The sequence below is a fragment of the Desulfovibrio intestinivivus genome (assembly GCF_053570665.1).
On record NZ_JBRBQT010000001.1, the window covers coordinates 3136207 to 3155596 of the forward strand.

Here is a 19390-nt window from a genome sequence, read left to right on the forward strand (position 1 = left end):
TGCTTGCCACGAAATGCGAGCTGAGAGGCTTTGCCTGACGCAAACGAGCATTTCAAGTGTTACATGCTCCAAGGAGTCTATGATATGGGTACCGCCCTGCAATTTGATACTGTGGCTACGCCCTACGGCACCATCACCAACGTGCATGTGCTCTCCCGCTGGCCCGGCGGCGCGCCGCAGGATTGCCGCCTGCTGGCAGAAGATACTGTGCCCACGCCCCACGGCTGGCTCACGCCCCTTTACGAAGCCGAAGACGTGCGCCGCAGCAGCGGCAAGAGCTTTTGCCTCTACCCCAACGGCATGTGGCGCAGTCTGGAACTGCAAAATCAAACAACTGTAAACACACCTCTTGGCGACATGCCCGCCGAATGGCTGGCATGGCACGGAAACGGCGCGCTCAAGCGCATACTCCTGCGCAAGGGCAAACTCAGCGGCTACTGGACAGAGCAGGACGAGCGCAAGCTGGCAAGCCAGATATCCCTCTCCCTGCACGGACAGGAAATAAGCGCCAAGATTCAGGGCCTGCGTTTCTATCCTTCAGGCGTGCTGGAAAGCGTCACCTTCTGGCCCGGCGAAACAATCAGGCTCGTTACCCCACTTGGCCCCATGCCCGTGAGGTACGGCTGCGCCTTTTACGAGAGCGGCGCGCTGCGAAGCTGCGAACCGGCGCGCCCTGCGCATGTGCCGACCTCCATTGGGCAGATTGCGGCCTACGACCCCGCCGCCTCGGCCATCTGCGGGGACACCAATTCCCTGTGCTTTGGTGAAGACGGCACGGTTTCCAGCCTTGTCACCGCCGCCTGCTCCCTGCGCTGGCAGCAGGGCAAGGAGCAGAAATGCATGTCGCCGCGCATGGAAAAAGATCAGCTCACCATGCTGCGCACAGTAATTGTTCCCCTGCGGGTAGAATTTCTGCCCAATGGTCTGGTACACATGGACGATGGCAAACAGGTCATGCAGGCCCCGGCGCAGGGCATAACTGTCGGGCCTTTTGTGGCTCTGCCCGACATGCGCGAAAGCCGCTGAGTTTTTGCGCTGCAACGACAACCCTGCCTTACATTGCAACCAGTTGGACGAGCATCGCGCTGCCGCAAACATTGTTGCGGCAGCGCGTCTTGCGCTGTATATGGTCGCAGTGTTAGATTGCCGCAGGAGGCTCCATGGAAGTTCCTTTGCTCTATGAAATCGTCATTATTTTTCTTCTTTCAATTTTCGTCACAATCGTCTGTAACAAAATAAAACTGCCCGCCACCGTGGGCTTTCTGCTTACAGGTGTTTTGTGCGGCCCGTCCCTGCTGGGTATCGTCAAGGATATGCAGGCCATTGACCATATTGCAGAACTCGGCGTTGCCATGCTGCTGTTCACAATAGGCATGGAACTTTCCGGCGAGGCCCTCAACCGGCTGAAACGGCCCGTTTTTCTGGGCGGCAGCCTGCAAATCGGCCTGACGGTTCTTGCCGTGGCGGGCATAGCCATGCTGCTGCGCGATGCCACATTCCAGAAAGGCCTTTTCTGGGGCTGTCTGGTGGCGCTCTCGTCCTCAGCCATCGTGCTGCGCATTTTGCAGGAGCGCGGGGCCACCAACACGCCTACAGGCCGCCTTTCCCTCGCCATCCTTGTTTTTCAAGACATTATGGTTGCGCCCATGCTGCTGGCGGTGCCCCTGCTAGCGGGCACGCTTGAGCTTTCGCTCCAGGGAGCAGTGTTCTCCACCCTGCGCGTGGTGGCGGTGCTGGGCTGCGTGCTGCTGTTTGCCCGCTTTGGCCTCAACAGGCTTATGGAAGCCGTGGTACGCACCCGCACGAGGGAAATACTGCTGCTCTCCACTCTTGGCCTGTGCCTTGGCATGGCCATGCTTACCAACCATCTGGGGCTTTCGCTCTCGCTCGGGGCCTTCCTGGCCGGTTTGATGCTCGCCCGCTCGGAATACAGCATGAGCGTTATTTCGGGTATTCTGCCCTACCGCGATGTTTTCATGAGCCTGTTTTTCATCTCGGTGGGCATGATGCTGAATCTGGAGTTTTTTTTACAGCATTTTGTCGCCATTATTGTTCTGACGGTGCTGTTCATCGTCATAAAATCCCTGCTCACCCTGCCTTCGGTGCTGGTGCAGGGCTATCCCTTGCGCGCGGCCATCATCACGTCTCTTTCTCTCGCGCAGGTGGGCGAATTTGCCTTTGTTCTTGCGGCATCGGGTCTGGCGGCCGGGCTGTTCGACATGAACGCCTACCAGACATTCCTTGATGTCAGCGTGCTCACCATGATGCTGACCCCCGGCCTTATGGCTGTGGCCCCGCGTCTTGCAGACAAGGTGGCGGGCAAGCGCAACGAAAGGATGCTCGCCAAGGGCGAAGACCACGAAGGTGCCTGCGCTATGGAAGACCACCTGATTATTGTGGGCTTTGGCATCAGCGGCAAACATCTGGCCCATGTGGCCCGCGAGTCCGGCGTGTGCTATACCATCCTTGAAATGAACCCTGAAACAGTTACCCGCTATCGCCACAAGGAACCCATTTCGCACGGCGACGCCTCGCAGCCCATTGTGCTGGAGCATCTGGGCGTCACCAAGGCACGTGTGCTTGCTATCGTCATTTCCGACCCGGCTGCGGTGCGCTCCATTGTTATTGAAGCCCGCCGCTTCAACCCTCACCTGCACATCATTGCCCGCACCCGCTTTGTGAGCGAGGTGGCCCCCCTGCGCGGCCTTGGCGCGGACGAGGTGATCGCGGAAGAATTTGAAACCTCCATTGAAGTCTTCAGCCGTGTGCTGACGCGCTATCTGGTTCCCCGGCAGGATATAGACACCTTTGCCGCGCGTATCCGGCAAGAGAATTACCGCATGATCCGGCGCATGAGCGCCTCGGTAAACTCGCTTGATTCCATGGTCAGCCGTCTGCCAGACATGGGCGTTCAGGCCATGCGCCTTGCCGATGCCTCGCCCCTTTGCGGCATCAGCCTTGCCCAAAGCCAGATGCGCCGCAAATACGGCGTAACGGTCATTGCCATTCTTCGTAACGGCGTGACCCAGGCATCGCCCGAAGCCAATGACCTGTTTGAAGCCGACGATGTTGTATATCTATTTGGCAAAACAGATAAACTTCTGGCAATAGCCCCGCTCTTTTCCGGCCCCTTGCGCGAATCCGGCAAGGAAACCAGCCCTCCGCCCAAGGCTGCATAGCGCATTTCGCAATTGTTGCGGCAAAGGAGGCGGGGCTTGCCCTGCCTCCTTTTAATTGTCAAACTCGGCAAGATGTTAACGCTGCCTCGGTAAAAGATTCTGCCAGACCGGGGCTGGGAACTTGCGCATTTTGCCATTGCCGTCTATTAAAACAGATTACAGATATACTAACGGGAGCAACCCAAAGGGCTGCCCGCTGATAATCCGCCCTCTTGCGGCATGGATGTACTATGCTTGACGACAGACTGATGCGCGCCATGTTTGGCGAATCACGCAGCGTCGCCATTATCGGCGCCAAGGACAAAGCCGGACAGGCCGTGGACAGGGTCGGGCGCTATCTGCTGGAACAGGGATACACGATTTTTCCTGTCCATCCCGTGCGCAAAACCGTTTGGGGGCTGCCTGCGGTAACCTGTCTTGCGGAACTGCCCGGGCCGGTGGATATCGTCAATCTGTTTCGCGCTCCGGAATACTGCCCCGCCCACGCGCAGGAAGTACTGGATCTGCCCTGGAAACCAAAAGTTTTCTGGATGCAGCTTGGCATACGCTCGATCGAGGCACGTCAGCTGTTAGCCCGTACAGGCATGACAGTGATTGAAGATTCCTGCATCATGGTGGAACACGAGCGCCTCATGCGCCCCTCGCTCACTTTTTAAGGCCAAGGATTATAGCCCATGTCTGCCGCTCACGGAGAATCGGTTTTCAATTGCCGCATGTGCGGCCACTGCTGCGAAGGAAGAGGCGGCATTGTCGTAAGCCCCACAGACCTGATCCGGCTGGCAGCGCACATGCAGCAAGCACCGGAAGCAGTGGCAGACAGCTATTGCGAACGCATTGGCGGCAAGCTCAAAATTCGCTGCGGCGAAGACGGCTACTGCGTATTTTTTCGCCAGGGCAGCGGCTGCGGCGTGCACGAGGGCAAGCCTTCAATCTGCCGCGCATGGCCCTTTTTTCGTGGCAACATTGAAGACCCGACCAGCCTCGCCATGGCCAAGGAATTCTGCCCCGGCATCGAAACTGACGCGCAGCATGCGGATTTTGCGCGCGAAGGCCGCGGCTATCTGCACGAAAACGGCCTGCTTGCTTCCGATGCCACCTGTGAAGCCAATGCGCTTATCCTGAAGTAATCATGCGACGCCGCCCCCGCCAGATATCGCTGAAAGAATGCTACGACATTCTCAAGCTTAAAAAAAACGCCGATACGGCTGACCTCAAGCGGGCCTATCGGCGTCGCGCTTTTGAGCTGCACCCCGATCTCAACCCCGGCAACCCGGACGCCAGCCGGGAATTTCAGCTGCTCAACGAGGCCTATGTGGCCCTTTCCGCCATACTCAAGCATGAGGACGGCGTGCGGGCTTCAACAGAGGCCAGCAGGGCTGCGCAGGCAGAGAGCAAGGCGCGGGCCGCAAAGGAAGAACCCACTGACGACAGGGCCGAACAGAAGACCCAGGCTGAAAATGGCTCTCAAGGCAGCAACGGACAGCAAGCGGGCTCTGACGCAAAAGAAGACAGCTCTGGCCCGGCTGACGCCGCTGCCGGGGCACGGGCCGCAGACGAGACCGGGAAAGCCCAAAAAGAGCAGAATCAAGAGCAGCAAAAAAACAAAACTGCAGACCCAAAAAACGCGCAGAACGGCTATTCTGAGCATGACGTGCTGCGCGACCTGCTGACAGATCCCTTTGCCCGCCGCGTTTTTGAAGATATTTACAGCGAACTGAACCGCCAGCATCAGGAAGAAGCGCCCCCCCAGCAGGAAGCGCCTTACCAAAAGGAAGGGCCTGCTTTTGGCCAGCCCAAGGAAAAACCCACGGCGGAAAAGCGCAATGTAAAGCTGCACAAAAGCAATCTGGCCTGGGGCACGCCCAAGTGGAACAAAGACCACAGCAAGGGCGTTACCGGCATGGTCAAGGGCTGGCTGCGCCGTCAGATCGATGAAGAACAAACTCTTGCGCTGCCCTCGGCCAACCTTGCGCCCGGCAAACGCATTCGCCTGCAAATACGCCAGGCCCTTTCAGGCGAGCTGAAAACTGTCGAGATCACCCTGCCCCCGGATTTTGCCGTGGGCAAACCCATTCGACTGCGCGGGCTGGGCAAGCGCGTGGGGCCGTGGCAAGGCGATTTGTACCTGATTATCACCAACGAATGATCCGCGCGGTTTTTATGCGCGCCGTACTATAAACGAAAAGAGGCCCCGCGGGGCCTCTTTTCGTTTATAGTACACTGTTCGGCGCAAGAGCGTCTCATACGTTCTGCCGGAGCCTGCGGCTATTCGGTTTCCACATGAAAGCCAAAGTCGCCTTCTTCTTCCCCGTCCACCACATAGCGCAGGCGCTCATGAATGCTGTTGTCCTCGTTAAAGGTCAGCACCACGGGTTTGCGGCTGTAAAGATCCTGAGGGCCGTTCACGTATTCGTAAGCGCTGATGATGACTTCATCCCCACGCTGGCAGGCCCGGGCCGCCGCGCCATTAAGTATGCAGCAGCGCGAACCCGGCTCGCCGTAGATGACGTAGGTGGAAATGCGCTGTCCGTTGCTCTTGTTCCAGATATACACAAATTCCAGCGGGTAGATGCCCGCCTCGCGGCACTGCTCCGGGTCAAGCGTCACCGAGCCGTGGTAGTTCAGTTCGCACCCGGTAACACGAATGCAATGCAGTTTTGCCCGCAGTATTTGCAGCATGACAAACTCTCTTGCGCGATTGATCGCGCCTAAAAAAAGGTCGCACAAGCGACCATGAATGATGCCGAATCCGGCAGTTGCCCGCACCGCAGGAGTTGCCAGCACAGGGCAACCCCTTGCGCCGCCCGGTAGCGGCGGACGCATGAGCACGGCATGCAACAACTATGAAGCGCACCGCAAGCCTCACCGGGCGCGGCTCCGGTTTGGTCGCTACGCTCCGGGCCGCAAAAGCGGTGTGAACCTAAGCAGACGGCGCAAAAAAATCAATACGCCTTGATGTACTCGTCCATATTTTCCGCAGAGCAGTTGCGGCTGACCCAAAAAGCAGAGGCCCATACCATCAGGGCTGTGGCCTGCGTGTCGTCAAGGCTTTTGATCTTGGCCTCAAGGCTGGATTTGCTGGCCCCATGCCGCAGATGTACACCGTTGATGTCGCAGGCATCCGTAACGCGCAGCAAAAGATACGAAAGCCGCGTATGGTCGGGCATGAGCTTCATATCCTTGTGGGCTTCCACAATGGTTTTCAGCTCCGCAGCACTAAAGATATGCTTGATGCCCGTGATTGCCCGAAAAAACGTGTCCACCGCCCAGGGAAGGATAAACTCCGCCCCCGCGCTCTTTGTGCGGAAGTAGTCTTTGAGCCAGCGTTCCTGATCGTCGTTAATACGTGCTGCGACCTGCGGCATGATGCCCCCGATGTTGCGTGCGGCTTGGCGCAAGTTCGCCAAGCATCGTGTTACGCTATGTTTTCTTTTTGCGCTACACTACCTGCTCGTGAATTTCAAGATAAAATCTAGACTTTTTTCCAGAAACATTATTCGGTCTTACCACAGATCAGGATGCGGGCATGGCAAATATGCCAGGTGCATGCCCCCTTGCCTCGCCCTGCTTGCCGCGCGCTGCCCATGAATGTATCCATAGCGCACAGACAGAATAAAGGAGCTTGCATGCAGAATGCCAGACAGGCTGCGCCCCCACAATTACAATCTACCACAGCACCCAACAAGGACGCAATGCAGCAAAGCGCCGTGCGCGCAGCCTTGATCCGCATGCACGCAGCCACGGTTCTGTTTGGTATCTCTGGCATTTTTGGTAAATTGTGCCAGTGTTCCGCCGTTGATCTTGTCTGGGGCAGGGCCGTGGTTGCAGTGGTCGCCCTTGGCTGCATCTGCCTTATCCGGCGTGATCCGCCCTGGCATGGAATTGCGGCACGCGACCTGACAGGCCTTGCCGTAAGCGGCATTCTGCTGACCCTCCATTTTGTCACATTTTTTATGGGGATAAAACTGGGCGGCATTGCGGTGGGCACGCTCGGCTTTGCGTGTTTTCCCGCCTTTACGGCCCTGTTTGAAGCCATAGCCTACCGCGAACGCCCAAGTGCCAGGGAATTGCAATGCATTGGCATGGTGAGCATTGGGCTTGTGTGCCTGACGCCTTCGTTTTCGCTGGCTGATACTGCAACCCACGGCCTGCTGTGGGGCATGGTTTCCGCTGCGGTCTACGGCCTGGTGGCCATAGCAAACCGGCACTTTGCCGGGGGCATATCTGGCATGCATACCTGCTGGTGGCAAAATACGGTAATCATCATTTGCCTTCTGCCCTTTGCAGCAGCGGATGTGCCGGGCATTGCCGCGCTGGACTGGCTGTGGATAATCTGCCTGGGCCTTTTGTGCACCGCCCTCGCCTACAGCCTTTACGTCAGCAGCCTCACAGCCCTCAAGGCCCGCCAGGCAGCTGTTATCATCACGCTTGAGCCTGTTTACGCCATAATTGCTGCGTGGCTGCTCTTTAACGATGCTCCCGGTTTGGGCATTTTTGCAGGCGGCGCGCTCATACTTGGCGCTGTATTCAGACTCAGCAGGTGATGATATAAGCGGCATTTTGCCTTGTATAAAATATTCAACTCAAATAATCGCATGAATACATACTGCAATACTGCATTTTCCATAAAATATTATTACAAATGATATAAAGTTTATATTGGATTTGACGATTTTTTTGACTAGTAAAAGTGAAAATATTTGGGAGAGATGTGAAGTGTTAACGGAATGCTAATTTTTTTAACATACGTTATCATCACATTATAATAACAATGGCATCACGAGTTCACTGGAGGGTACCATGCTGCGCCTGTCATTCAAGAGCGTAAATACTGTTATAGCTGCACTGATAAGCGTCATTCTGCTTATCGGCGTTTCCATTTTTGTTGTTTACGTTGGCAAATCTTCATACCACATTGTCAACAATACATCTGTTGGCGGCATGAAGATCATAAACAACAGCCTCATTGCCAACGTCAATGACATGATTGACGCCAACATGAGCATGATCAAGGTTCCGGCGCAGAGCGGTCAGGCTAAAAAAGCCATCGAAGGCAACAGCGCCGAAATGGACACCCTGATCAAAGCCCTTATCAAAGAATACAAGGGAATCAATTCCATCTTTGTTCTAAATGCGCAGGGCGTTGCTGTTTCCGGCGCATCCTCCAGTGGAGAGAATTTTATTGGCAATAACTACAGTGAGAGGGCATATTTCAAAACTGCCATGCAGGGCAAGGATGCCATTGACCCCAACATCGTTATTGCAAAAACCACAAAAAAAGAAATCTTTGCTATTGCCACCCCGGTTTTTAGCGGCACAGGCAATCCCATTGGCGCAGTATGCGTGACCATGAACTGGCTTGAATATATTAAAAGCCATGTTTTTAACATAACAGTTGCAGACCATGGTTATGCATTTATTATTGATGCCAACGGTCGCGTTATCGCCCACCCCAATGCTGATACTCACATGAGCGATGTCAGCAAGCTGGAATTTGTAGTCAAGGCGCTCAAAATCAAGAACGGCTCTTTTGATTATGAGTTTCAGGGTAAGGAAAAGGTGATTGTTTTTCAAACCATTGAAAGAACAGGCTGGCTTGTCTGCACCTCCGCATTTACAGACGATCTTGCAAAAGACGCCATTGAGCAACGCAACATTCTTATTCTCGTTGCCATCGGAATTTTTGTTGTATTGCTGGGCAGCATTGTGTTTATGGTTCGCCGGATCATTACTGCCCCGCTGAAGAACATTATGGACTATAGCGCGCAGATTGCGCACGGCGACTTCAAGGCCTCGCTCACGGGCAACTATCGCTTTGAACTGGCTGAACTTGCAGGAAATTTCAAAGAAACGACCGCTGTGCTCAAAAACCGTCTGGGTTTTGCTGACGGCGTATTGCAGGGCATCACCTTCCCCACCCTTGTTGCAGATACAGACGTGCATATTACCTATGTAAATGACGCCATGGTCAAACTTGTGGGCAAGAGCGGCAAGCCCGCAGATTATAAGGGTATGACAGCGGCTGAATTTTTCTACGGGGATGCCAGCAAGCGCACCATCTGCCATAAATGTCTGAGCGAGGGAGTGAACGCACATGGCATTGAAGCAGCAATGACCTTTGCAGACGGCCAGCACAAAAATCTGCGCATTGATGCCTCGCTGATCCGCGATCTGGACGGCAACATTGTTGGTGCAGTAACACTTGTGTTTGACCTGACGGAAATCAAAAAACAGCAGGCCACCATTGAGCAGCAGCGTGATGCCGTTGCCCAGGTGGCGCAGAACGCCAATGCCATTGCCGACAGGCTTTCCACCGCTACCGAGGAACTTTCCACCCAGGTGGAACAGGCCAGCCGAGGCGCGGATCAGCAAACACAGCGCGTTTCTGAAACCGCCACCGCCATGGAGCAGATGAATGCCTCTGTGCTTGAGGTTGCGCGCAATGCGGGCGGCGCTTCAGACACTACCATCAATGCCAAGCGCAAGGCAGAGCACGGCGCAGAAGTGGTCAACAAGGTGGTGCAGGGCATCAACCAGTTGCACACGCAGGCTCTGGGCCTCAAAACCGGCATGGCCTCGTTGGGCGATCAAGCCCAGAGTATCGGCCAGATCATGACAGTGATTTCAGACATTGCAGACCAGACCAACCTGCTGGCCCTTAACGCGGCCATCGAAGCGGCGCGCGCGGGCGAAGCCGGACGCGGATTTGCCGTTGTGGCCGACGAGGTGCGCAAACTGGCGGAAAAGACCATGCAGGCAACCCGCGAGGTTGGTTCCGCCATTCAGGGCATCCAGAACGGCACCACGCAGAACATTAATCAGGTCAACCAGACTGTAGACACCATTGAGCAGACCACCGAGCTTGCCGGAACCTCCGGCGAGGCGCTCTCAGAAATTGTGGTGCTGGTTGATCAGGCTGCGGATCAGGCACATTCCATTGCCGCCGCCGCAGAAGAACAGTCGGCCACCAGCGACGAGATCAACCGGGCAGTGGAACAGATCAACACCATCAGCGCCGAGACCTCCTCCGCCATGTCGCAATCTGCCAACGCGGTGACGGAACTGGCAAAGCAGGCGCAGGAACTTAAAAAGCTCATTGCGCAGATGGTTTCCTAGCTGGCGCGGACGCTGGGGCAGGCGCGAGTACCTGCCCAATCATGACAGACTCAAACCCCTTGAACGGCCTCGCCGTTCAAGGGGTTTTTAACGTTCGGTCTGTCCGCAATGCAGGTGCTGCACGGCAATAGGAACTGATCAGGCCCGCCTGCGTTCAATGCAGACCTTGCGGTTTGCCACTGAACGAAAGCGGGCCTGTTTTAAATACCCTGCATTGGTCTGCCCAAAAGAAGAAAGACAAACGGATATTGCACAAAACTGAAAGCTTGCACAGGCAGAAACAGCCTGTGCAAGCTATATCGGCTAGATATCCTTAATCACATCCTGCATGCTGTAGAGCTTGCCGGGCTTCTGCCCTGCCATCCAGCCAGCGGCGCGGATAGCGCCGCGCGCAAAATTCTCGCGCGAGTGGGCCTGATGGGTCACTTCAATGCGCTCCCCAGGCCCCATAAAGTACACGGTGTGTACGCCCACCACATCACCGCCGCGTATGGCCTGAATGCCGATCTGCTCCTTGGGGCGAGCGCCGATGATGCCGTCACGGCTGGAGCAGCGCACATCGTTGAGCTTCCAGTCGCGGGCCTCGGCAAGGCACTCGCCAAGGGTCAGGGCCGTGCCGCTGGGGCTGTCCTTTTTGCGGTTGTGGTGCAGCTCCACCATTTCAATATCATAATCTTCGCCAAGGGCCTTGGTGAGTTGGGGTAGAATGTTGAGCAGCACATTCACGCCGATGCTCATGTTCGAGGCCCAGAAGATGGGAGCCTTGGCGGCAAGGGCGCGCAGTTCATCCTTTTCTTCATCGGTAAAGCCAGTGGTGCCGATCACGAGGGCGTTGCCCGTCTGCGCCACGGCCTTGGCCGATTGCAGGCTCACCGAAGGGGCGGTGAAGTCAATGACCACTGCACCAGGAAGCTTGGACAACAGGGCCGTCAGACTGTCGGAAACCGGGCAGGCAGCGCCCGCAAGAGCGGCTATGCGCTCCGGGCTGTCCACCAGCCCCGCAAGGGTGAACTGCGGGTCGGCTTCCACAAGCCCGCTGATGGTTTTGCCCATGCGCCCGCTGGCCCCGACCACAATAATAGAAGTGCTCATAGCTTCTCCGTTTCCGTTATTCCGGCTCAATGCCGGATTCACGCAACAGGTTTCTGAATTCCGTTTCATCCAGCACGGTTACGCCAAGGGAGCGCGCCTTGTCCAGCTTGCTGCCCGCCTTTTCGCCCGCCACAAGATAGTCCAGCTTTTTGCTGACAGCACCAAGGGGAACAGCCCCGGCGGCCTCGGCCCACTTTTGCGCCGTACCGCGCGGCACGCTGATGGTGCCCGTAAAGAGAATGGTTTTACCCGCCAGCGGCCCTTCGACAAGGGTTTGCGTGCCCTGAGCCGAATCCGCGCCCTTGGGCCACGGCCCCTTCTCCTTGAGACGTGCAAGCTGCTCGCGGTTGGCGGGGCTGTCAAAAAAGTTGCGTATGGACGAAGCCACTTCTGGCCCCACATCGGGCAGGGCCAGCAGGCTCTCCACCGTGGCGTTTTCCAGCTCGTCCAAATCATGAAAGCGTCCTGCCAAAGTGCGGGCCGTCTGCTCGCCCACATGGCGGATGCCAAGGGCGCTGATGAGCCTTTGCAGGGTGGCGGTGTGGCAGGCGTTTTCCAGCGAATCCACAAACTTCTGCGCCAGCACCTCGCCCATGCGCTCAAAACCCAGCAGCTCCTGCACGGTGAGGCTGAACAGATCGGCTGGCGACTGCACACGCCCGCTGGTCACAAGCTGCTCAATCCACTTTTGCCCCACGCCCTGAATATCAAGCCCGGCCTTGGAAACAAAATGAGTTATTGAGCGCAGGCGAATGGCGGGGCAAGCCAGATTTTCGCACCGCCAGGCAGCTTCGCCTTCTTCGCGGTACACGGGCTGCCCACAGGCCGGGCACGTGCGGGGGAACTGATAGGGTTCAGCGCCCGCAGGCCTTTTATCCAGCACCGGGCCGACCACCTCGGGGATAACATCGCCCGCGCGCTGCACAATAACGGTATCGCCCACGCGCACGTCGCGCGCGCGGATTTCATCCTCATTATGCAGGGTTGCGCGCGAAACCATTACCCCGCCCACAGCCACAGGCGCAAGCGTGGCCACAGGCGTAAGCGCCCCTGTGCGGCCCACCTGAATTTCTATGCCCTCAAGCAGGGTCTGAGCCTGCATGGCCGGAAACTTGAAGGCCACGGCAAAACGCGGCGCGCGCGCCGTAAAGCCGAGTGCTTCCTGCGCTTCAAGGTCATTCTGCTTGGCCACGGCACCGTCAATTTCCATGGCAAATTCCGGCCTGTTTTCGCGCACCCAGTTCACATATTCTTCAACATCCTGCGGGTTCGCGCAGAGCTTGCCGTTTGGCGGGGTAAGAAAGCCGTATGCCCTAAGACGGGCCATCAGTTCCGAATGCAGGAGGCAGGGCTGCGCCGGGGCCCACTGCGCGTCACCGAGGCTGTAAGCCAGAAAACGCAGGGGGCGGGATTCAGTCACAGAAATGTCGAGCTGGCGCAGGGTCCCGGCGGCGGCATTGCGCGGATTGGCAAAGGTCTTTTGCCCCAGCGATTCCTGCCGGGCGTTGAGAGCGTCAAAATCCTTTTTATACATCACCACTTCGCCGCGCACTTCAAGCCGCGCGGGAAACGGCCCTTCGCCCCTGAGACGTAGCGGCACTGTGCGGATGGTGCGCACGGCCTCTGTGACGACTTCGCCCACTTCGCCATCGCCGCGCGTCAGAGCCTCCTGCAACACGCCATTCGCATAGATGATTTCCAGCGCGAGGCCGTCAAGCTTGGGATCACACCAGAAGGCTTGCGGCAGAGGGCCGTTGACTTCCGTATCCCATGCGCGGCGCATACGCTCCACAAAATCGCGCCACTCTTCGACAGAAAAGACGTTGTCCAGACCGTACATCTGGCGGCTGTGGCTTTTTTTGGCAAGACCGTCCAGCAGCTTGCCGCCCACGCGCAAGGTGGGTGAATGGGCAGAGCGCAGCTCCGGCCAGCGGTCTTCCAGCGCGGCCAGCTCATGAAACAGCGCGTCAAACTGGTCGTCCGAAATTTCCGGAGCATCCTGCGTGTGATACAGATAATTGTGGCGCTCCAGTTCGTCGGCCAGCCAGCGGGCGCGATTGCGCTCCTCGCTGCTGGGGCCGCCAGCGGGGCCAGTGGCAAAGAGGCTGTTCTGCTCCTGCCTGCCATTGCGTGAATTCTGCGACATGAAAAAACCTTTCTGATGGTCAGCCGCCGTGCCCTTGTTTGGCTTCCGGGCATGCGGCGGCACTGCTCACAGGGGCAAGCGCCCCGTCTATTCGGGCATGGCGATAAGCCTGGCCCGCAAAATGCGGATACGGTCGCGCAACTCTGCGGCCTGTTCAAATTCCAGATCGCGGGCTGCCTGACGCATTTCCTTTTCAAGCTTGGCAACAAGAACGGCAACGTCCTCGGCTGTCAACGGCACGGCATCTGCCTCGCGCTGTTTGCCCTTACCCTTGCCGCGCCCGCGTCCGCCGCCATCTTCCACATACAGGCTATCCAGTGGGGATTCAAGCGATTTGCGGGTGCTGGTGGGCGTGATGCCATGCTCTTCATTGTAGGCCGTCTGTCTGGCGCGACGGCGCTCGGTTTCGCCCATGGCGGCGCGCATGGAATCGGTGATCTTGTCCGCATACAGTATCACCTTGCCCTGCGCGTTGCGCGCGGCGCGGCCAAAGGTCTGGATAAGCGAACCCATGGAGCGCAAAAAGCCCTCCTTGTCCGCATCCAGAATGCACACAAGCGACACTTCGGGGATGTCCAGCCCCTCGCGCAGCAGGTTGATGCCTACCAGTACGTCAAATTCCCCAAGCCGCAACGCGCGGATAATCTGCATGCGCTCGAGCGTATCAATGTCCGAATGCAGGTAGCGCGCCCGCACGCCCATGTTGCAGCAGTATTCGGTGAGATCTTCCGCCATGCGCTTGGTAAGTGTGGTGACAAGCACCCTCTCGCCCAGCGTCACCTTGCCCCGGCATTCGCCAAGCAGATTTTCCATCTGGCCCTTGGTGGGGCGTACTTCCACAACAGGATCCACAAGGCCCGTGGGGCGGATGATCTGCTCCGCCACAATGCCCTGCGCCTGATCCAGCTCGTACTTGCTGGGCGTGGCCGACACGTAAACCACCTGATTGAGCAGGTTGGTGAACTCGTTGAACTGGAGGGGGCGGTTATCCAGAGCCGAAGGCAGGCGAAAGCCGTAATCCACAAGGGTCTGCTTGCGCGAACGGTCGCCCTTGTACATGCCGCCCACCTGCGGAATGGTGATGTGCGATTCGTCCACAAAGAGCAAAAAGTCTTCGGGAAAATAGTTGAGCAGACAGGACGGCGGCTCGCCCGGCTTGCGGCCGTCGAGGTGGCGGGTATAGTTTTCAATGCCGTTGCAGTAGCCGAGCTCTTCAATCATTTCGAGGTCAAGCTGGGTGCGTTGCTCAATGCGCTGGGCCTCCACAAGCTGCCCGTGCTCCTTGAAATACGTAAGCCGCACCGCCAGTTCATCGCGTATGTCGCTGGCAGCCCGCTTGAGGTTGTCCTGCGCGGAAACAAAGTGGCTGGCAGGATACAGCACTGTTTTGCTCACCTCGGCCAGCACTTCTCCCGTGAGGGGGTCAATCTCGCGCATGAGGTCAATGTCGTCGCCAAAAAATTCCAGCCGCAGCGCCCGCTCGTGATGGTAGGCGGGAATGATTTCAAGGGCATCGCCGCGCACGCGGAAGGTGCCTCGGTGGAAGTCGTAATCGTTGCGCTCGTAGTGCACTTCCACCAGCCGGGTGATGAGCTTGTCCATGGGGAAGTGCTGGCCCACCTCAACGGGAATGACCATCTTGGCGTAATATTCCGGCGAGCCAAGGCCGTAAATGCACGAAACCGAAGCCACAATGATCACATCGCGCCGGGTCAACAGGGCGTGAGTGGCGGCATGGCGCAGCTTGTCGATGTTGTCGTTGATGGACGAATCTTTTTCAATATAGGTGTCCGAGGCCGGAACATAGGCCTCCGGCTGGTAATAGTCGTAATAGCTGACAAAATATTCCACGGCATTGCGCGGAAACAGCCCCCGGAACTCGCCGTAAAGCTGGGCTGCCAGCGTTTTGTTGGGGGCGAGAACCAGCGCTGGGCGGTTGCAGCGGGCAATGACGTTGGCCATGGTAAAGGTTTTGCCGGAGCCGGTAACGCCCAGCAAAACCTGGGAGGGAACCCCGGCCTGAAGATTGTCCACAAGAGCGTTAATGGCCGTGGGCTGGTCGCCCGTGGGCGTGTATGCCGTTTCAAGGCTGAATGGGATGACCGGATTATCTTCCATAATATTATGTTTTGGAGTAAGAGGACAGGATTACATCAATAACGAACGGGAATTGCCATGGAAAAAATCTTCGTACCTTCACAGATAGATCTGCCCATCGACCGGGTTTTCATTGTGGCCGCAACTCTCAGCACCTTCAAGGGCTGCCGCCATCTGGACGTGCAGATTTTCCGCCCCGGCGCGACTGATGCCGAAGTGGAAGCCATCAAGGGTCTTGGCCTTGTGGCCCCGGTTGACCCTTCCGTTCCGGCAGAAGTGCTGCAAGGCGCTACGGAAGAAGCCGCCCTGCGCTGCGTGCTTGAATCCTTCACCGCAGAAGAAAGCCACGCGCTGGTTGAATACCTTGAAAAGCGCTATGCCGACCAGATCGAAAAAATCACGGTCTGCCCGCTTGATCTGCCCGTGCCCTTTGGCGTTGCGCCGCTGGCAGGCATTGGCGAAGGCAAGACCACGGGCTTCATCCGCTTTGACGCGGTGCGCGACTACCCGCTGCCCTTCCCGGCCTATGGTTTTTACGATCTGGCCGCCCAGAAGCCGTCCGGGGAATAGCTGTACACGACTCCCCAGGGCAGCCACGGAAACGGCAGGCCGCTTTCAACCATTTCAGGCGTTGCGCAACTTTGCGCAGCGCCTGTTTGCGTTTGCATGGCAAGGGCGCGCTCAAGTTCGGCCTGAAAAATCGCGCGCGGCAACATCACGCCGCCCATTCGCATGATGTGCGGCGTTTCCTGCTGGCAGTCAAGCAAGGTAGCGCCTCGCTGACGCAGCAGGCCCACAAGCCCTGCCAGGGCGGCACGTGAGGCCTCCGGCTGGGTGTGGAACATGGATTCGCCAAAAAAAGCCCGCCCCAGCGCCACGCCGTACAGACCGCCCACCAGCTCGCCATCACGCCAGGCCTCAATGGAATGGGCATAGCCAAGGGCGTGCAGGTCTTCGTAGGCGCGCATCATGTCGTCAATAATCCAGGTGCCGCCCTCCTTGTCCCTTGGCGCTGCGCAAGCGCGGATAACCTGCTTGAAGGCGGCGTTGTGGGTCAGTTCAAAAGGATGCAGGCGCAGCTTGCGGGCGCTGCGCGCAGGCAGGCGAAAGGCCTCAAGAGGCATGACGCAGCGGGGATCCGGCGACCACCAGAGGATGGGCATTCCCTTGGAATACCAGGGGAAAATTCCACAGCTATAGGCTGCGACCAGACGTTCTGGCCGCAGATCGCCGCCCAGACACAGCAATCCGTCTTCACGGGCTGTTTCCGGCGGCGGAAATTGAGAGGCCAGTGCTGTAAATGCCCCGATCATAGCGTCCTTTGCCGACAGAGTATCATTTGAATATTTTCGGGGAAGGAGCGGATGCCATTGAAAACAGCCAAACGCAAACGGGCCGGAACTGCCGCATTCGGCAACAGCCCCGGCCCGCCTTTCTGCATATAATCAGGCGTCTACAGGCACCGGCTTGCGGCTTTTGGCCGCGCTGCCCTCATGTTCAAGGGCCAGTTCCTCGCCCTTGACTGTCAGCTTTGCGCTGCCGCCCTTTTTGAGCGAACCGAACAGCAGCTCGTGCGCCAGACGGTCTTCCAGCTCCGTGCGCAGCAGACGACGCAGGGGCCGCGCCCCCATGGAGGGATCAAAGCCCTTGCGGGCCAGCCATTTGCGGGCGGTCTCCGTGAGTGTAAGCGTTACGCCGCGCTGCTCGAGGCTGGTGCGGATTTCGCCCACAAACTTGTCCACAATGCGCAACATCATGGGTTCGGTGAGACTGCCAAAGGGCACCAGCGCGTCCAGCCGGTTGCGGAATTCAGGGCTGAAGGTGTTTTCCACAGCCTTGAGGCCCTTGTGCGCCGCATCCTGCGGGGCTGTGCCGCCAAAGCCCATGGCGGGCCGCGACATTTCAAAGGCCCCGGCATTGGAGGTCATGATAAGGATAACATGCGAAAAGTCTGTCTTGCGCCCGGTGTTGTCCGTCAGTGTGGCGTAATCCATCACCTGGAGCAGCACGTTGAAGATATCCGGGTGGGCTTTTTCCACTTCGTCCAGCAGCACCACGGAATACGGGGCCTTGCGCACGGCCTCTGTCATGAGCCCGCCCTGATCAAAGCCCACATAGCCTGGAGGCGCGCCGATGAGCCGCGAAACAGAATGCTTTTCCATGTATTCGCTCATGTCGTAGCGCAAAAATTCCACGCCCATGAGTTTGGCAAGGCTGCGGGCCACTTCCGTTTTGCCCACGCCCGTAGGGCCGTAGAACAGGAAGGCCCCAGCAGGGCGCTGCTCCTGCCCAAGCCCGGCGCGGGCGCGTAGGATGGCGCGCACGGTCAGCTCAATGGCTTTTTCCTGCCCGAACACAAGGCTCTTGAGGTCTTTTTCAAGCGTTGCCAGCTTGTTGCGTTCCTTGCCGGAAACTGTGCGCACGGGTATGCCCGCCATGCGGGCCACAATGCGCTCCACATCGGCCACGCTGACCAGCGGGGCATCCTTGCCGCTCTTTTTGGCAGGCTTTCCGGTAGGCGTTACGCCACGGCCAAGCCGCACGGCCGCGCCAGTTTCATCCAGCACGTCAATGGCCTTGTCGGGCAGCAGACGGTCGCGCACATGCCGCGAGGTAAGATCCACCATGGCCTTGAGGGCCGCAGGGCTGTAACGCACGTGGTGATACTGCGCATAGCGCGGCTCAAGCCCTTCAAGAATGCCAAGGCATTCTTCCGTGGTCGGCTCGGTAAGGTCAATGCGCTGAAACCGGCGGGCCAGCGCGCGGTCTTTTTCAAAATGGTTGCGGTATTCCTCGTATGTGGTGGAACCAATGCAGCGGATTTCGCCATTGGCGAGCACGGGCTTGAGCAGGTTGGACGCGTCAAGCGAGCCGCCAGAGGTGGAACCAGCCCCCACGATGGTGTGGATTTCGTCAATAAACAGGATGCAGTCGGGCTGCTCCTTAAGCTTTTGCACCACTGCCTTGAGGCGGCCTTCAAAGTCGCCCCGGTAGCGCGTGCCCGCCAGCAGAAGCCCCATATCAAGGGCGTAAAGCTTTGTTTTGGCAAACATTTCAGGCACGTTGCCTTCCACAATGCGCAAGGCAAGGCCCTCGGCCAAAGCGGTTTTGCCAACGCCTGGGTCGCCCACAAACAGGGGATTATTCTTGCGGCGGCGGCACAGAACCTCAACCGCGCGGTCAAGCTCCGCAGTGCGGCCCACGAGGGGGTCAATCTTGCCTTCCTTGGCGCGGGCCGTAAGCTCAACAGTGTACTGGGCCAGAGGGTCGGCCTTGGCTTCGCCGTCCCCGGCTTCGGCCCCGGCTTCCACACCGCGCGAGCCAGCGCCTTCGTCAAGCCCGTGCGAAATAAAGGTCAGCACGTCCAGCCGCTCAACGCCCTGTTTGCGCAGATAGAAGTGTGCGTAGCTTTCTTCCTCATCCATGATGGAAATGAGCAGGTCGCCAAGCTCCACAGCATCGCGCCCGGAGGAGCGGATATGCTCCAGCGCGCGTTCAAGCACACGCTGCACACTGTCCGTCTGCGAGACTTCGTGCTTTTCCGCCAGGGAAACGGTTTCCAGTTCCTTGTTGAAAAATTCCTCAAGCTGCTCGCGCAGCACGGGCACGCTTGCCCCGCTGCCCTCAAGAATGATGCGCCCCTTCATGCTGTTGGTCAGCGCAAAGAGCACATGCTCCACAGTCAACAGATCATGCCGTCGCCGGTGGGCTTCCATGAGGGCGTCCCGAATGACCAACTGAACATTTTTACTCAACATAG

At 57.9% G+C, this 19390-nt stretch carries 15 protein-coding genes; 8 read left to right on the forward strand and 7 right to left on the reverse strand.

All coding sequences use genetic code 11. The features are described from left to right. The first annotated feature begins 84 nt into the window (after positions 1 to 84). The 5 genes from ACUZ9P_RS13350 (at position 85) to ACUZ9P_RS13370 (ending at position 5325) form a co-directional block, all read left to right on the forward strand. On the forward strand, positions 85 to 1026 hold the full coding sequence (locus tag ACUZ9P_RS13350; RefSeq protein WP_449250072.1) for a hypothetical protein: 942 nt from the start codon (positions 85 to 87) through the stop codon (positions 1024 to 1026). Between the two features lie 134 nt (positions 1027 to 1160). Then, the gene (locus tag ACUZ9P_RS13355; RefSeq protein ID WP_449250073.1) at positions 1161 to 3179 is read left to right on the forward strand and encodes a cation:proton antiporter domain-containing protein; all 2019 of its coding nucleotides are present in this window, start codon (positions 1161 to 1163) and stop codon (positions 3177 to 3179) included. A gap of 230 nt (positions 3180 to 3409) precedes the next feature. Then, positions 3410 to 3835, forward strand: coding sequence for a CoA-binding protein (locus tag ACUZ9P_RS13360; protein ID WP_449250074.1), 426 nt, complete (start codon positions 3410 to 3412; stop codon positions 3833 to 3835). An 18-nt stretch (positions 3836 to 3853) separates the two neighbouring features. Then, the gene (locus ACUZ9P_RS13365; protein WP_449250075.1) at positions 3854 to 4306 is read left to right on the forward strand and encodes a YkgJ family cysteine cluster protein; all 453 of its coding nucleotides are present in this window, start codon (positions 3854 to 3856) and stop codon (positions 4304 to 4306) included. 2 nt (positions 4307 to 4308) lie between these two features. Next, positions 4309 to 5325, forward strand: a complete 1017-nt coding sequence (locus ACUZ9P_RS13370; protein ID WP_449250076.1) for a J domain-containing protein — start codon at positions 4309 to 4311, stop codon at positions 5323 to 5325. 119 nt (positions 5326 to 5444) lie between these two features. Here the strand turns inward: ACUZ9P_RS13370 and panD are convergent, their stop codons facing one another. After that, on the reverse strand, positions 5445 to 5858 hold the full coding sequence (panD, locus tag ACUZ9P_RS13375) for an aspartate 1-decarboxylase (RefSeq protein WP_192112101.1): 414 nt from the start codon (positions 5856 to 5858) through the stop codon (positions 5445 to 5447). A 263-nt stretch (positions 5859 to 6121) separates the two neighbouring features. Beyond that, positions 6122 to 6544, reverse strand: coding sequence for a hypothetical protein (locus ACUZ9P_RS13380; protein WP_027180902.1), 423 nt, complete (start codon positions 6542 to 6544; stop codon positions 6122 to 6124). Between the two features lie 261 nt (positions 6545 to 6805). On the opposite strand from ACUZ9P_RS13380, the gene ACUZ9P_RS13385 reads away from it, so the two are divergent. Both ACUZ9P_RS13385 and ACUZ9P_RS13390 read left to right on the forward strand, forming a co-directional pair. Continuing rightward, positions 6806 to 7723 carry a DMT family transporter gene (locus tag ACUZ9P_RS13385; RefSeq protein ID WP_449250077.1) on the forward strand — a complete coding sequence of 306 codons (918 nt, stop codon included), beginning with the start codon at positions 6806 to 6808 and terminating at the stop codon, positions 7721 to 7723. 256 nt (positions 7724 to 7979) lie between these two features. After that, complete coding sequence (locus ACUZ9P_RS13390; protein WP_449250078.1) at positions 7980 to 10295, forward strand: methyl-accepting chemotaxis protein; 2316 nt, start codon at positions 7980 to 7982, stop codon at positions 10293 to 10295. 303 nt (positions 10296 to 10598) lie between these two features. Here ACUZ9P_RS13390 and dapB read toward each other — a convergent pair whose 3' ends face one another. The 3 genes from dapB to uvrB form a co-directional block, all read right to left on the reverse strand. Beyond that, positions 10599 to 11387 carry a 4-hydroxy-tetrahydrodipicolinate reductase gene (dapB, locus tag ACUZ9P_RS13395; protein ID WP_449250079.1) on the reverse strand — a complete coding sequence of 263 codons (789 nt, stop codon included), beginning with the start codon at positions 11385 to 11387 and terminating at the stop codon, positions 10599 to 10601. 16 nt (positions 11388 to 11403) lie between these two features. Next, positions 11404 to 13533 (reverse strand): NAD-dependent DNA ligase LigA, encoded by a 2130-nt coding sequence (ligA, locus tag ACUZ9P_RS13400; protein WP_449250080.1) that lies wholly within the window; start codon positions 13531 to 13533, stop codon positions 11404 to 11406. A gap of 87 nt (positions 13534 to 13620) precedes the next feature. Next, positions 13621 to 15651: an excinuclease ABC subunit UvrB gene (uvrB, locus tag ACUZ9P_RS13405; protein ID WP_449250081.1), complete on the reverse strand. Its 2031-nt coding sequence runs from the start codon at positions 15649 to 15651 to the stop codon at positions 13621 to 13623. Between the two features lie 57 nt (positions 15652 to 15708). On the opposite strand from uvrB, the gene ACUZ9P_RS13410 reads away from it, so the two are divergent. After that, positions 15709 to 16200: a hypothetical protein gene (locus ACUZ9P_RS13410; RefSeq protein WP_298998587.1), complete on the forward strand. Its 492-nt coding sequence runs from the start codon at positions 15709 to 15711 to the stop codon at positions 16198 to 16200. Here ACUZ9P_RS13410 and aat read toward each other — a convergent pair. Beyond that, a complete protein-coding gene (gene aat / locus ACUZ9P_RS13415) occupies positions 16164 to 16943 on the reverse strand; it encodes a leucyl/phenylalanyl-tRNA--protein transferase (protein WP_449250082.1) in 780 nt (259 codons plus the stop codon). The two genes, ACUZ9P_RS13410 and aat, sit on opposite strands and share 37 nt — an antisense overlap. Positions 16944 to 17075: 132 nt before the next feature. Then, a complete protein-coding gene (gene clpA / locus ACUZ9P_RS13420; RefSeq protein WP_449250083.1) occupies positions 17076 to 19388 on the reverse strand; it encodes an ATP-dependent Clp protease ATP-binding subunit ClpA in 2313 nt (770 codons plus the stop codon). Between the last annotated feature and the right edge of the window lie 2 nt (positions 19389 to 19390).